The organism is Fenollaria sp. C0166D3, from assembly GCF_056590255.1.
On the sequence record NZ_JBWPVU010000006.1, the window covers coordinates 52,730 to 68,121 of the forward strand.

9 protein-coding genes and 2 pseudogenes are annotated in these 15,392 nt (G+C 31.4%); all 11 read right to left on the minus strand.

All coding sequences use genetic code 11. The annotated features are described in order from the left end of the window. Positions 1 to 16 precede the first annotated feature (16 nt). The 11 genes and pseudogenes from AC1EJ0_RS05410 to AC1EJ0_RS05460 all read right to left on the minus strand — a co-directional run bounded on the left by AC1EJ0_RS05410 (position 17) and on the right by AC1EJ0_RS05460 (position 15,390). Positions 17 to 178, minus strand: a complete 162-nt coding sequence (locus tag AC1EJ0_RS05410; RefSeq protein WP_019213949.1) for a hypothetical protein — start codon at positions 176 to 178, stop codon at positions 17 to 19. A 79-nt stretch (positions 179 to 257) separates the two neighbouring features. Further along, on the minus strand, positions 258 to 1,283 hold the full coding sequence (locus AC1EJ0_RS05415; protein WP_111821617.1) for an alpha/beta fold hydrolase: 1,026 nt from the start codon (positions 1,281 to 1,283) through the stop codon (positions 258 to 260). Position 1,284: 1 nt separating this feature from the next. Continuing rightward, positions 1,285 to 1,497: a helix-turn-helix domain-containing protein gene (locus AC1EJ0_RS05420; protein ID WP_008902116.1), complete on the minus strand. Its 213-nt coding sequence runs from the start codon at positions 1,495 to 1,497 to the stop codon at positions 1,285 to 1,287. A 93-nt stretch (positions 1,498 to 1,590) separates the two neighbouring features. Beyond that, a pseudogene (locus AC1EJ0_RS05425) lies at positions 1,591 to 3,714 on the minus strand (DEAD/DEAH box helicase family protein); the annotation flags it as partial. A gap of 1,158 nt (positions 3,715 to 4,872) precedes the next feature. After that, positions 4,873 to 6,855, minus strand: a pseudogene (locus AC1EJ0_RS05430) (class I SAM-dependent methyltransferase); the annotation flags it as partial. Between the two features lie 33 nt (positions 6,856 to 6,888). Further along, positions 6,889 to 7,386, minus strand: a complete 498-nt coding sequence (locus AC1EJ0_RS05435; protein ID WP_480023541.1) for a hypothetical protein — start codon at positions 7,384 to 7,386, stop codon at positions 6,889 to 6,891. An 18-nt stretch (positions 7,387 to 7,404) separates the two neighbouring features. Further along, positions 7,405 to 9,147 (minus strand): DNA topoisomerase 3, encoded by a 1,743-nt coding sequence (locus tag AC1EJ0_RS05440; RefSeq protein ID WP_480023540.1) that lies wholly within the window; start codon positions 9,145 to 9,147, stop codon positions 7,405 to 7,407. Position 9,148: 1 nt separating this feature from the next. Beyond that, complete coding sequence (locus tag AC1EJ0_RS05445; protein ID WP_480023539.1) at positions 9,149 to 9,628, minus strand: hypothetical protein; 480 nt, start codon at positions 9,626 to 9,628, stop codon at positions 9,149 to 9,151. A 177-nt stretch (positions 9,629 to 9,805) separates the two neighbouring features. Beyond that, positions 9,806 to 10,711 (minus strand): CD1107 family mobile element protein, encoded by a 906-nt coding sequence (locus AC1EJ0_RS05450; protein WP_480023538.1) that lies wholly within the window; start codon positions 10,709 to 10,711, stop codon positions 9,806 to 9,808. Between the two features lie 15 nt (positions 10,712 to 10,726). Then, entirely contained in the window at positions 10,727 to 12,811 is a 2,085-nt protein-coding gene (locus AC1EJ0_RS05455) for a stalk domain-containing protein (protein WP_480023537.1), read from the minus strand. A 92-nt stretch (positions 12,812 to 12,903) separates the two neighbouring features. After that, positions 12,904 to 15,390: a CHAP domain-containing protein gene (locus AC1EJ0_RS05460; RefSeq protein WP_480023536.1), complete on the minus strand. Its 2,487-nt coding sequence runs from the start codon at positions 15,388 to 15,390 to the stop codon at positions 12,904 to 12,906. Positions 15,391 to 15,392: the final 2 nt, after the last annotated feature.

Genomic DNA, 15,392 nt, shown 5'->3' on the forward strand with positions numbered 1-15,392 from the left:
TTTAGTCAATCAATACTTACGCTTGCGTTTGTTTATTTTCTCTGTCTTTTTCTAAGTTTCTTTCGACTACATGCTCGATAATATCTTCAAACACTTCTTCAATCGGCTTTTTCCCTACATACACTCGCTTTATTTCATAGTTGATTTTTCCACTTCGTTTTTTCTTTTTTAATTCCATATAATTTCTCCCTTTTGTTGCAATAAAAAAAGGCGATAGATTTTAATTTTCTACCGTCCTTAAATATCCAAGTATTTTTTTATTTATGGTTTTCTTTTAAGAAAGCATCAATAGTTTTTCTTGATTCACTTTCTGCTTTATCATTGCTTTCAGTTGTCCCACCTGTTGCAATTCTAATTTTTCCTAAATTTAAAACACCATTGCTAGCAAATATATGCCCTGCTTCTTTATATGAATAAATCTTTGCCTTAGGGTTTTGTTCTTTTATTTTATCTGCCATAGCAAGGCTATCCCACATCAAATCATCCTCGCCTACAATCATCAATATATTTGCATTAACATCTTTGACTGGTATTAGTTTTTCTTGGCTTGATGAGTCTTTTTCTATTGCACTACTATAAGTTTCTTTATAGCTAATAGGACTTTTAATAATATTCGGAACAATAATATTTTTTAAAAATGAGTTAAATGATGATTTTTTTATATCTATATATGGAAGTTCCTTTCCTTTATATGTCCATGATGAACCATAATCTTTAAAATCAAGCCCGGCGAAATTATAAGATGAAGGTGCTATTAAAATCAGATTATCTATTTCCGAATATTTGCTAGCTAAATTAAGGGCATATTCTGCACCTTTTGACGCTCCCAAAACACTTATTGGCTTATTGTCTTTTATATTTTTATTTATATAATTGATAACATCTTCAAATTGTTCTAAAGGGATTTTTCTCAAAGTTTGTTCTTGGTTTTTCATGCCGAACATAAATAGTGCAAAGGTTTCATATCCCTCTTCAGCCAATCTTTTAGCAGTTTCAAAATTTGGACTTCCCTCAGAACCTCCAAAACAAATTACAAGACCCTTATGTGATTTTTCCTTAGGTATAAATCTAAAGCCTTGCATCCTACCCTCATCTACATAAGTTACATCAACTCCGTCAATATCTGTAGGATATAAACTTATATTAGTAACATCATTATAATATTCAGGAGATTTCAAAGCATTGGTATCTTTATACTTATAGTCATTATATATTCTAAGAATAAAAACTAAAACTACTAAAATAATAACTATTAAAAAGATTCTAAAAAATATTTTCTTCATTTTATTCCACCTCATTTCTATGAATTTCTATAACATCTTCAATTCTGCAATCCAATGCCAGGCAAATCTTTTCTAATGACTCTAAGTTCACATAAGAATTTTTGCTCATTCTTGAAACTATGTTGCTTGTTATGTTTGCAGCTCTTTTTAAGTCTTCTTTGTTCATTTCTCTTTCTACCAATAAGTGCCATAATGGTTTATAAGAAATTGCCATATTATTACCCCTTATCCGTTTTATTCATTAATTTATATTATATCATAAATAGGCTGATAAGTCACTTTAGTCTATTTTATACTTGTGCTTACGTTAGTATTTATTGAGATAGTCCTTGTTTTTTCCTTGTCCCACTTGGAACTGCTCCAAATCTGATGGTCTCCACGGAACATCTAGGTCATGTAAAGCTATTAGCTTATCTTGAACATTAGTTCCAGCTCCCATCTTTTGAGTAGAACCCATAAGAATTCTAACTTCACCTTTTCTAACCTTTGCAAATAGCTCATCTTTTTGTTTATCTGTATCAGCTTCGTGAATAAAAGCTATTTCGTTTTTAGGTATCCCCATTTCTACGAGTTTGTTTCTTATATCATCATAAATATTAAATTCTCCGTCGCCTTTAGGTGTGGACATGTCTGAAAATATTAATTGAGTAGATGACTTGTCTTTAGTTTTATCCCATATTGCATAAACATTATTAACACAGACGTTCACTTTAGAATCAGGATTATCAGGTAAAAGTGGATTAATTAGTCTTTGATCTAAAGCTAATTTTTTACCATCGTTTGTTATTTTTAACATATTATCAACAGTAGGATCAACTTCGTTATTTCTAACAGCATCAGCTCTTTCTGATATGCTTTCAAGTATAGCCTTTTGCTCATCGCTTGGCTCTGTTTTAATAACTTCAAAGTTTGCTTCAGGCACTGGTAACTCCAACATATCGGCAGTTTTTATATCTGCAACCTCTTTAAACATACTCATCAGCTCTGGCAGATTATAAAACTTAGAAAATCTTGTCTTTTGCCTATAGCCTGTGCCCTCAGGAGACAATTCAAAAGTATTTTCAGTTTCGCCAAAAGTCGATGCCCACGCATCAAAATGCTCCAGACCTCTTCCTTTAAGCTCATCATACTGCAAATACCTTTGCATTGTATATAGCTCGGTCATTGAGTTTGATATTGGTGTACCAGTTGCAAACACAACTCCCTTGCCATTTGTCATCTCGTCCATATATCTGCACTTCATAAACATGTCAGAAGACTTAAAAGCTTCAGACTGTCCTATGCCAGCTACATTCCTCATTTTAGTGAATAAAAATAGATTTTTGTAGTTGTGAGCTTCGTCAATAAACAACTTATCAACCCCAAGCTCTTCAAAAGTTATTACATCATCTTTTTTAAAATCATCATTTAACTTTTCTAGTCTCACTTGAAGTTTCTTCTTTGTTTTTTCAAGCTGTTTGACGCTAAACTTTTGACTTTCACTATATTTATTCTCTTCTATAAAAGACACAATATCATGTATTTGATCCTGAATATGTTTTACTTGATATTCCTTTGACATAGGTATTTTTTCAAATTGCGAGTGACCAATAATTACTGCGTCCCACTCTCCTGTTGCAATTTTGCCAATAAATCTCTTTCTATTTTTAGGCTGAAAGTCTTTTTTATCAGCTATCATTATGTTAGCCGATGGATAAAGTTGCATAAATTCACGACCTATTTGTGTTGTCAAGTGATTTGGCACAACAAATAAAGACTTGCTAGCAAGACCTAACTTTTTAGATTCCATAGCAGAAGCTACCATCTCAAAGGTCTTACCTGCACCTACTACATGGGCAAGCAAAGTATTTCCACCATAAAGAGTTCTTGCTATAGCGTTTTTCTGATGCTCTTTAAGTTGTATATCTGTAGACATACCATCAAAAGTTAAATTAGAACCATCATATTCTCTATTTCTTATTGAATTAAACCTTTGATTATATATTTTTTCAAGTCTATTTCTTCTATCAGGGTCTTCAAATATCCAGTTTTTAAATGCTGATTTTATTAATTCTTGTTTTTGACTAGCAAGTAAAGTTTCTTTTTTATTTAAAACAGAAGTTTTTGAGCCATCATCATTTATCACTTGATCGAAAATTCGTGTATCTTTTAAGTTTAGAGCATCTTCTATTAGCTTATATGCGTTAACTCTATTAGTTCCATAGGTCATATTAGCTAAGTCATTGTATGAATCTACACTTTTGCCCTCAACATTCCACTCGCTTGTCAATGGGGAAAATCTTACGGATATATTCCACCTATCAAAATTAGGAGTCTTTAAAAGGTTAAACATAAAGTCCTCAACATCTTCTTCTGGTATCCAAGTTGCTCCTAATCTAACATTAATATCACTTGCTGTTAGCTCTATAGGCATAACTTCTTTTAGCCTGTCTTTTTGAAAATTTATTTCTTTAAGCTCTTTTTCCATTTCTAGTTTTTGATCTTCAGGTAATTGTTCTTTTAGAATATTGAAATGACTAATATATTCATTTAAACATTCTATTTTATTTCTAATATTGCCACTAAGGTATTCATCTTTAGCTACATAATCAAAATGTAAAGGACTATCGTTATTAAAGCTCTTGAATGGGAGATAGTTATTAATTTTATCATATGAACTTATGTCAAGGAAGATTTCTCCCTCTAGCTCATTTATTAAAACATCTCTATTTTTACCTGTTAGGTCTTGCATATAGTCAAAGTCAACATCACCTCTTTGTGAGACAGAAAGCACTAACGCTTCAAGTGAAGTATCAACATGGTCTACTACTTTTGCCTTTACTATAGTTCTTTTAGTAAATATATCACCCTTAGCTTTAAAGTTGTTATTATCGTCTAAGATTTCTATTGAAGATAAAAGAGGGAAATTGCTATCATCTCGTAGTAATTTTATATTGTTTTTATCGTTGATTATTCCATATTTTGCAACAAAATCATCATATACTTCATTTAATTTTAACTGGGATTCTTGTATATCAGTATCTGAATAATCTTCTTTTTGTCTGTCAATTACAACTTTTAGTGCATCCTTAACAGCAATATAGTCTTTTATCTTTTCTTTATTTTTATCTGTTAAATTTTGCTTAATTAGAATAGAATTTTCTCTAAAATACACGTCATTATCAATAATTGTATAAGAGAAGTTTTTAACATCGTCTGTTGCAGGAATACTTATATCTTCATCTTGCAATAGCTCTACCTTTTCATATTTATTGTTTGAGGATATTTTGCTACTTGCTATGTTAAATAAATTTTCAAAATTAGAGTTTTCTTTTTCAGCACAAGTAAGCTCATCTCCGAACCTACCTGATACAACTTTCATATCGCCAAGCACCATTTGAGGATTATCAATAAAATATTTGTTATATACTAATCCGTCTTTATTTGCCGAAAGATGTATCCAATCATCATCTCTATCGATGACTGAATCTCTCTTTTTAAGGAAGATAATATCAGATGTTACTTCTGTTCCAGCAAGTCCTTTAAAAGTGTTATTTGGAAGTCTTATTGCTCCTAGAAATTCTGCCCTTGCATTTATATATCTTCTTACTGTTTCGTCTTTTTTATCCATAGTACCAGACGATGTTATAAATGCTATAATGCCCCCATTTCTCACTTTATCTATTGACTTAGCAAAGAAATAATCGTGAATAAGAAAATTACTTTTATTATATTCACGATCGTTAAGCTTGAAGTCCCCAAATGGAACATTGCCTATCGCTAAGTCGAAGAAATTGTTAGAAAAATTAGTTTCCTCAAAGCCTTTAACCTGTATATTAGATTCAGGATATAAGGCTTTTGCTATTCTTCCACTTATCGAGTCAAGTTCTACACCATAGACTTTAGAGCCTCTCATATCAGCAGGTAAATTACCAATAAAATTTCCAATACCTGCAGATGGCTCTAAAATATTCCCTGAATTAAAACCCATATCGCTAAGAGTTTTATACATTCCGTCCATTACTATTTTTGGAGTATAAAAGGCTGTAAGCGTAGATTCTTTAGCATTTTTATACTCTTCTTCGCTTAAACTCTCTTTTAAGAAAGTTCTTGCTGTAAGCCATTGTCCCTCTTTGCTTTCATCAAACACATCTGCAAGTCCACCCCAACCCACATATTTAGCAAGTGTTTCTTGTGTGTCAACATTTAAAGTTAAGTCACCTTTTTCAATCTTCTTTAATGTAGATATAGCCTCTATATTATTTTTAAGCCTTTCTGATGGAGTTAGCTTTTCAACTAGAACTTCATTCGTGATTTGAAAGTTTTTTAAGTTTGGATCAACAAAAAAAGAAGCCTTGTTAGCTTCTTTCTCCAAATCTTTATCGTTTTCTATTCTTCTATTATCTCCTTGATTAGCATCTCTCTCAATGCTGACATCATCACTGGATATTGTGGACTGTCCTCGCTCTCTATCTTCCATGCCTCCATCATTCTCGGCTTTTCCATCTTGATGAAGTTCTCGGCTCTCACTTGCATCTCTTTCAAGTGGCTTATTAAGGTCTTGTCCCAATATAGTTCCTGTAGTTTCATCCAATTCTCGTCTGTGTGTTCCATCGATAGATAGTCCAGCCTCATTATTGCCCAATTCACTCCATGTATCTTTTGAAATTCCTCGTCCGCTAGTAGCTCTTCCTCCGCTATCTCGTTCATCTTGTAAGCTATCTCCTCTGTGTCCTCGCACTGATCGAACGGACTCTCTATCTTCTTCTTTGTGTATTGTTTCAAACTCTCCTCGAAGCTCATTTTCTATACCTCCTATATCTTTTCTTTCTACTTCATCACTATTGTACATTATATCATTAACGCTTGTCAAGCCTTTTGATCTTTTTATTTCTATAGATTTTTCCATTATATCTTCTATAATATTATGGCTTGTAGTTGAAACTATGTCTCCCACGTATTCAAGCGATATTGGTGTAAGTTCTGAAATATTTTCTTTTACATTGTCAATATCTATTGGATAAAGTATGTTAAATCTGCTTGCTACAGAGTAAGATATTGACTCTATCATAAACTTTTGAAAGCTTAATTTTTTATCAGCACTAACTTTAAGGTCATTAAGAGCAACATCTATATCTTCATCTCCATATATTCTGCTTAACGCAAATATGTTCTCATTAAGCACATCACTTGGCTGAAACCTATTTTCAGAAATTGTATTTTTTAAAACATCAATATCTGAATTAAAATCAAATTGCCAATAATCTACAGATCTAATTTTATTTACATTTCTAACAATAGGTGTAGTTTGGCTTATATCAAAGATATAATCGACAGACTTTTTATATTTATCTGCTAAATAAGGAATGCCTTTTTCGCCTCTTAAAACTGCCCTATTATAATTCTTTTTCCAAAAGTCATAACCAGCACAAGCTTTAGCATTCGGAACTTTATTATAAATGCTTAATTGCGTTACAAAGTCATATCTTTGATTATTGCCTACTACTTTTAAAAGCTTTAGATATTCTTTTTCACTTGCAAGTATATTATCTTTTACTATCTCTTTATTGTTTAAAAAATCATTTATTCTCATCTTACTTCCTCCCAATAAAACAAAAAACAGAGCCTAAAGTGGCTCTGCTATTGTTGTTTGTTCTTCATCTTTAACTTGATTGTTATCTTCTTCTATCTCTTTTTCAACTCTATTGATTGCTTCTTTTTTATCCATAGATTGTTGAAGCTTCTTCATTTTTCCCTCTTTGTATATTTCATATTTTGCTTTGAATTCTTCAACAAATTTTGTATAGTAGTCAATGTTTTCAGGTTCATCAAGCGTATAAAAGTATGAACGAGCGTCTAAAAATGAAGCAAAGTCTCTTGCGTCCCATATAATAAATAGGTCTCTTTCAGTATGAGGAACTCTTATATATAGATATTCATCTTTATCTTCATCATATCTACCAATAGAATACTTTTTAATACTGCCCAACACTTCTTCTATGTTTTCTTTAATTGAATCATCTTCGCTATCTTCACTATCTTTTACAAAATTATATACATTATATAGTGAATTCATAAGCTTGTTAAACTCTTCCTTATCGTAATTTAATTTAATTATTGCCATTATGTGCACCTCCTATATTTAAAAGATATTACTTAAAGTTTTTTTATATCTTTCAACTAGCTCTGTTACGTTACTTTCAATTTCTTTTATAAAATCATCTGCATCTACTTCTCCAGAACTTATTTTTGATAGCTTCATTTCCCAGTCAGATGTAGTGTCTGCCGATTTAAATTTATCTTCCACTATTGAAACTAACATGTTTCCTTTATCTGTAATAAGCAAATTCTTTTTATCTCTTTTAATTAGCTCTCTACGAATTAAGCTTTCAATTATACTAGCTCTAGTTGCTGGTGTACCTAAGCCTTTCCTTTCAACTTCTATATTTTTATCTAGCGAATCAACACCAGCTGTTTCCATAGCTTTTAAAAGAGTATTTTCATTGTAGTGACTTTGTGGCTTTGTATATTTTTCTGACAATTCAAAAGATACAAGCTTAATTGAATCGCCTTGATTTAAGCTTGGAAGCTTGCTATCTTCTTTTGATTTTATATATTCTTGCAAATATTTAGTAAAACCTTGTTTAATAACTGATTTACCCTTTGCACTAAATTTGTGCTCTCCATATACTATCTCAACACTTGTGTTTGACTCAATTAAATTATCTGAGCAAGAAGCTAATAGCTTATTTTTAATTAAGTTATACACATTATATTCTTTGTCTGACAAGCCATCTGCCTTAGCTATACCTGTAAGAGTAGGAATTATTGCATAGTGATCTGTGACTTTTGACGAATCAAATATTGATTTAAAGTTATCTTCATTAATAATATAGTCATTTTCAAGACCTTGCAATAATTCTTTAATTGTTTCAGTCATATCGTTTGTTAAATATCTACTGTCAGTTCTTGGATAAGTTACAAGCTTCTTTTCGTAAAGACTTTGTGTAGTATTTAGAGTATCGTTTGCACTATACCCAAAATACTTATTTGCTTCTCTTTGCAATGTAGTCAAGTCATAAGGCTTATCAGGCTTAATGCTTACCTCTTTATTTTCTACGCTTGTAAGCTCTATATCTTTATTATAATATTCGCTTTTAATGTTTTCTAGCAGGTTCTTTGCAATGCTTAAATCATCAATTCTTTCTGATACAAGCTTTAAATTATCACTTGCTATATCTACTGTATAATATTTTTGCTTCTTAAAAGTGCTTATTTCGCTATCTCTTTTCGCAATTAAATATAGTGTTGGAGTTTGAACTCTGCCGACAGAATAAGTTTGATCGTACAGACAAGAATACAGTCTGCTTAGGTTCATTCCAACTAACCAGTCCGCAATAGCTCTCGCACTTGCCGACTTATATAAGTTCTCATAGCCTTTGCCATCTTTAAGATTTTTAAAGCCATCTTCAATCGCTTTATTTTCCATTGAAGAGATCCATAGTCTTTGAATTTTCTTCTTACATTTAGCTTGATTGTATACAAGCCTAAATATTAACTCGCCCTCACGACCAGCATCACAAGCATTGACCACAGTGTCAACTCTATCAGAATCTAGTAGCTTTTTTAAAATGATATATTGCTTTTTAGTTGCTTTTGTAATCTCATATTTATACTCTTCTGGAATTATAGGCATATTTTTTAAAGACCATGTTTTCCATTTTTCATCCATTTTATCAGGATTAGACATTTGTATTAAGTGACCTACGCACCAAGATACAACATAGCCGTTGCCCTCACAATACCCATCTTTTTTTGTGTTTGCACCTATAACTTTTGCTAGTGTTAATGCTACGCTTGGCTTTTCTGCTATTACTAATTTCATATTACATCTCCATTCCTATACTTTTATTCTTTTCAGACTTAGGTTTATGCAAGTTTTTATTTTCTTTTTTGTAGTCAGCAATTTTACCTAAGACAGATTCTTTTTTAGAGCAATCTTTTGTCAAATCAATTTGCTTTAACGATTTTATTTCCATATTCTTGTCATAAAAATCAGAGCCATTAATTTGAAATAAAAACTTGTTTGTTTCTATAGCATAAGTTTTTGCATCATCGAAGTTTTTAAACATTTTGCCTTTTTTATCTTCACGACCTTTAACAAAATATATATTTTCATCATGCTTTGGAAAATCTGCTCTGCTATTTAATTTTTCAATATCTGTATCCGATAAATAAGAACTATCATAGTCCATAAAATTTTTATATGATTCTAAATCTTTTTCGTTAATATCTTTTTCTACTTCGTCGACTGCGTCTACAAAATCTTTGACAAGCTTACCTACTTTTTCCTTTAAATCTGGCATTTTCTACCTCCTTTTTACTCATTTTAATTTTAAGCTATCTAAAACGCTCATATCTCGATTTTATATACTTAGCCTACTAAATATATGCTTAATGCTTTAAAAGCCTTCCTACGCTTAAAATATGCTTAAAAATGAAAGGGCAAATGTATATCATTCGCCCTTAACAATTATTTATATTTATAAAAGGTCTTCATCATCATCTTCATCTTCATGATCTTCATGGTCTTCATCTTTAGAATAGTTTTCAGCCTCATCGTCTTTGTGAGTATTATCAATCACTTCTTCAGATTCGCCAATATAGTCTTCATCTTCTTCTTCAAAATCCTCCATATCTTTCTTATCTTTGTTTTTTACAACCTTAAAGTAATATGCAGCAGCACCCACAAAGATTACAACCAATATTATAAACATTGAAGATCCAGATTTTTCTTTTTTAGGTTCTTTATCGTCTGTCTTTTCTTCTGGCTCTTCTTTCTTAACTGGCTCTTCTTTCTTAACTGGCTCTTCTTTCTTAACTGGCTCTTCTTTAATTGCAGGTTTAGCATCTTCATCTGCTTCAATCATGTTAAGCAGGTCTTGCTCTCCTACTTCTGTCAATAATTGTACATTTTCTTGTTGTGCAGAGTGGTCTACAATTAAGTGCATTGTCTTGCCACTTTTAGTTTGAAATGTTAAAAATTGTCTTACATCAACAGGATTGTCTTTATCTTTCTTTATATCTCCAGTAGGTGTAATATCTTTTCCAGTTCTATCAACATTTTCAAGCACAGTTCCTCTTGCTTTATTTTCTTTTGTAGCTAAAGGATTAACTGCTTTCAAATTTCCCCCTTTAACTAAAGGAGCTTTAGTGTTTTCTTTATTTTGATTGTTTTGTGTATAATTTTGGTACGGAATATTTTGACTACCTGGTGTTAGTAAATCATCATTAATACCCTCTATATTATATGAACTAGGGGCATATATTGATGTTGGTTGATCTTCTATAACCTCTTGCGTAGTTTTAGCAAGAGCAAATGTAGGTGTCAAAAGTGATGAAAAGAGCAACCCAAAGGCTACTCCTTGCTTTATCTTGTTTTTAATCATAATCTACTCCTTTTGCTATTTTACATTTTTAAATACATAAACAGCTTTTCTAGCATTATCCCATTCAATTGTTTGATTAACACCATCTTCAATAGTGCCTTGGCTTGCCTCAAACATTTTAGCAATATTTGCTATAGATGCGTGAATTCTATTGTTGATAAGCATTGGTTTTACGTCAGATTGATATATTCTTCCGTAAGAATCTCTCATCATGCCAGTATCTATATTGATCGATATAGTCTTTTTAGCCAAAACTGGATTTTCTGTATTAGAGAATATCGCTTCACGAGATATATTATCATACTCAACATTAAATCCTAAAGTATATGCAATATATCTTATAGGAAGCATTGTTCTACTGCCACTAATGAAGGCTTTAACATCCATATAGACAGTTGTTTTTTGACTGTTTTGAATTACGTTATAATAGTTCTTTCCAACTGGAAATATAGCTAAATCAACTAAAGAGTTTGATCCATCTGCTGTTAATAGGTCGTCAATGCTAAATGCTGGCTTGTTCTCTTTAGTTTCCTTAGTGTCTCCGCCTACAACTATTTCTACTTCCTTATATTTACTGTCATCTCTTGGATCAGTAGCAACTATCTTTAGTTTATCTTTTGCTTTAATTTTATCTTTCTTAATTTCAATAGAAAAATCGCCTTTATAGTTAGCTTGTCCATTTAGTATACGTTTGTTGCCATTATATACGTCTACATACCATTTAGATTCAGTTTTTCCTGTTAGCTCTTTGTCTGTATCTTTTAATTCGTCAACATCTAATTTATATCTGTTTCTTCTTGTATCCCTCATATTTTGTAATATTTTCTCAAGATTTTCAATAGCATACTTATAATCATCAGCTCTTGAATATCTGTCTAAAATAATATCGTAAGCTTCATCAATTGCTTTTTCCAATTCTTCAGATGGGTATCTTACTCTCTTAGCTTCATCTATTAATTTTTCAAGCTTCTTCTTTAAATATTCAGGATCGTCTTGTTTAGCTTTGGAATTTTTTAAAATATCGTCTACAATTTTCTTAACTTTTTCGACAGTTTTAGCGTCGTCAATTTTTTTATATGCGTCTACTTTTTCTGTGTCAGTTAAATCTTTATTTTTGCCGATTTCTTTTTTTGCTTCTTCTTTAGCATTGGCTAAAACGTCATCTTTTGCTTTTTTAGCATCTTCTAATTCTTTTTCTAAATTAGCTTTTGCTTTTTTAATTTCTTCAAGTTCTTTTTCTAGCTCGTCGCATTTTTCAGTATTTTCACTCGGACACTTGTTAGCATCTTTTTCAGCAATTAGCTTATTTAGATCCTCTATTTGTTTTTCAAGGTCTGCAATTTTAGTATCTTTGTCGGCTAGTTCTTTTTCTAGCTCATCAATCTTAGATTTATCGCTAGGATCTGTTTCTCCAGGTTCGTTTGGATTTTCTTTGCCTGGATCTTGAGTATGCTTATTCTTATAATCCTCTTGGAATCCGTCATCATTTATCCAATTAACATCACCTGTTGGTTCTTCTGTTAGTCTTTCAAAATATAAGCTGTAATCTGTAGGGTGATTTTCATATTTATCTAGTTCGTATTTCTTAAATATATCTCTATTATATGATCTAGCATATCCAATATGTTTATATGCAAATAGTGTTGATGTGTCTACATTGTAATACCCTCCATCAGCAAAACTGAATGGAGTGATACTTCTAATAGTACACTTACTAAGTGGTCTTCCGCCACTAGTAAGTCTTCTTTCGTGGACATTATCATTTCCAGAATTTAAATGATAAAATGTATCTCCTACTTTTCTATCTTTTAACATTTTTCGATCTGAACCTACAACATAATTGTCTCCATCTATATTGCGAAATTCGATAGTGTCATATCCTAATTTCCAATATTTGTCCCAACTATATCCCATGCCATCCCAAATAGTAGGATTGATCCATTCTATTAAATTTTCTTCTCCTTTTGCTATGTCAGTTGTATAGACTTTCCAGTAATAAATTTTATCTTGTTCAGTGTTTTCTTGTGCCCTTGATATCGGGTTAAAACTTCCAATTAATAAAACAGCCATCATTAATATAGCTATAATTCTTTTCTTCATAATTTTACTCTCCTTTTTTATTTTTAACATTTTAAATCTTATTTCTTAACTTTTATAAATTTTTATATTTATTATGTTTCCGATTACATCTCCTAAGGTTGAACTGATGGTGGATAACCAAAGCCTACTGGACTATTTTTGCAATATGTTTTAATCCAGTCATCAAGAGTGGTAATTCTTACTTTGCCTATATTGTCCATGACTTTCCCATCTCCAATATATATGCCAACGTGTCCATAAGTTAAACCTGCCTGCGTCCCACTTGATGAGCTTTCAACCATTACAAGCATTCCCACTTGAAGCTTAGATGGATCTGATGTAAATGCATATCTTCTATACAAATCGCATGCATTGCCTCCTATATATCCAAGTCCTGCATTTTGATACACTTGAGATACCCACATAGCACACCAACCTTTTCCAGGCGATGGAGTAATATAACAAGCATCTACAATTTTCTTTTGTACATCAGAAGACGCCTCGTAGTCTTGTCCACCTCCAACACCACCATTAGCTTCTATCAACTCAGAGTTACCAAATGTTAATCCTGAATTACCTCTTGTTTCCATAAGTGTGTTGTAATGTAACGTATTATCTTCAGAGTCCTGAAATACTTCTTTTGCAACATCACCTATAGTTTTATATTTAAGAGTTGTTATAAGTGTTTTATACTCATATGGTTCTTTTTCTTCAATAATGTGAACCCTGCCTCTTCCGTCAACATATTCTTTACGAACCGTTCTAGTTTTAATCTCAACTTTTTCTTTAAATTCAAGTTGATACATTTTATTAAAAAGCTCAATTAAATCAGGCTGAACCTCAGATGGATCATTTGGCCCTCCACATTTAGAAGTAATATAAGCAAAAAGCTCATAAATACTGTGTCCAATATTTTCTGTATCGATATAAACATATTGATCATATCCAGGATGATCTGTTGGTATATTGGCTATTTTATCAGCTAATTCATTTTCAAGATTAGTAAAGTTTGTGTTGATGCCATTTAAAACATCTTTATCAGATAAATAGCTTGTTGTTAAAACGGAATTGCTCGAATTATTAAGACCAGACCCTCCAATACTTCCTATTCCAAAGAGCACCATAAATAGCATAAATACAGCAATTGCAATAAATAAAAAGCCTTTAACCTTTTTAACAATTATTTCTTTGACTTTTTTGTTTAAGCTTAAGAAAGACTTTTTTACTCTATCTACAAATCTAGCTTCATGCTTCTTAGCAATCATTTTTTTCATTTGCTTTCTCTTAAAAAACTTTTTAACAGCATTTGCTTTTTGGTATTCTTTTTTATTTTTTAAATCAGCAATAGCAGACCTAAATTCAAGCTTGCTACTTCTTTTGCTAATTTTATTTTCAAGCTTTGAAATTTTTCTAAGTGTTTTTTTCTTTTTATCTAACTTATATTTTCTTATTCCATGTTGTAGCTTAGAGGACGCTCCTGCAACTTTTTCGGCTGATTCAATACCAGAGTTATCGCTTCCTTGGCTTAGATAGTCTCTAGTTAATTCAGATGTTTTAGCTCCAACTTTTAAAGTATTGTCTTTAATATCATCATATAATTTATAATTAGACTTTTTATTATATAGTTTGTATTGTTTTCCTTGATATTTCTTTAACTTTTTGTCGCTTAAATTTACTTTATCATCACCACTTAAGTTGCCTTTAGAGGAGTCTTTGATGTTTTCAGATTTGTTATTATCCTTTTTAAGTTTTTTATTCCTAGTGCGTGTATAAATAGTGTTCTTATAATTCTTTCTCTTGTAATTTTGCTTATTTTCAGTTTCAGAGTTGCTTGTTTGTTCGCTATTAACACCTACAGGCTCTTTATTTGCATCTTCACTATAATTATATTGATTGTTACTTAGATTATGCTTGTTCTCATCTTGTATGAGTTTAGAGCTTTTACGTCTAAGCTTGTCTTTGTATTTTTCTTTTGATTTTATAATTTTATTTCGATAGTTCTCAGAGTGCACAAGCTTACTTGGTTTAGAGTCAGTGGTCTTATTGCTAAGTGTATTTTTGTCAAGAAGCTTTGCTCTTTTCGGTTTTCTTTTTACTTCTTGATTTTCCACATTTGTAGTAACAAGCTTAGTATCTTTCTCAGCTATCTTATCCTTAAACCTTTCGCCAGATTTTATAATTTTATTTCGATAGTCCTCAGAGTGCACAAGCTTACTCTTAGTATTTTTGCTGGACTTGTTTTCATTAAGCTTTTTCCCAGTCTTTATAATCTTATTTCGATAATCTTCGGAATGCACAAGCTTACTTGGTGTGCCATAAGAAAACTTGTCGTTATTGATTGTTTCTTTCTCAGGAATCTTCTGTCTTTTTGATTTTCTTGTCGTGTCTTCACTTGCTACATTTGTAGCATTATCTTGAATAAGCTTATTATCTTTTTCGGCTATTTTATCCTTAAATCTTTCTCCAGTTTTTACAATCTTATTTCGATAATCTTCGGAATGCACAAGCTTGCTCTTAACATTTTCTTTAGTGTTGCTATCTTTAGGTGCATCTCTTGATTTGTTGTAATTTTTTTGAAAATCTTTATTACGCTTTTTCATAA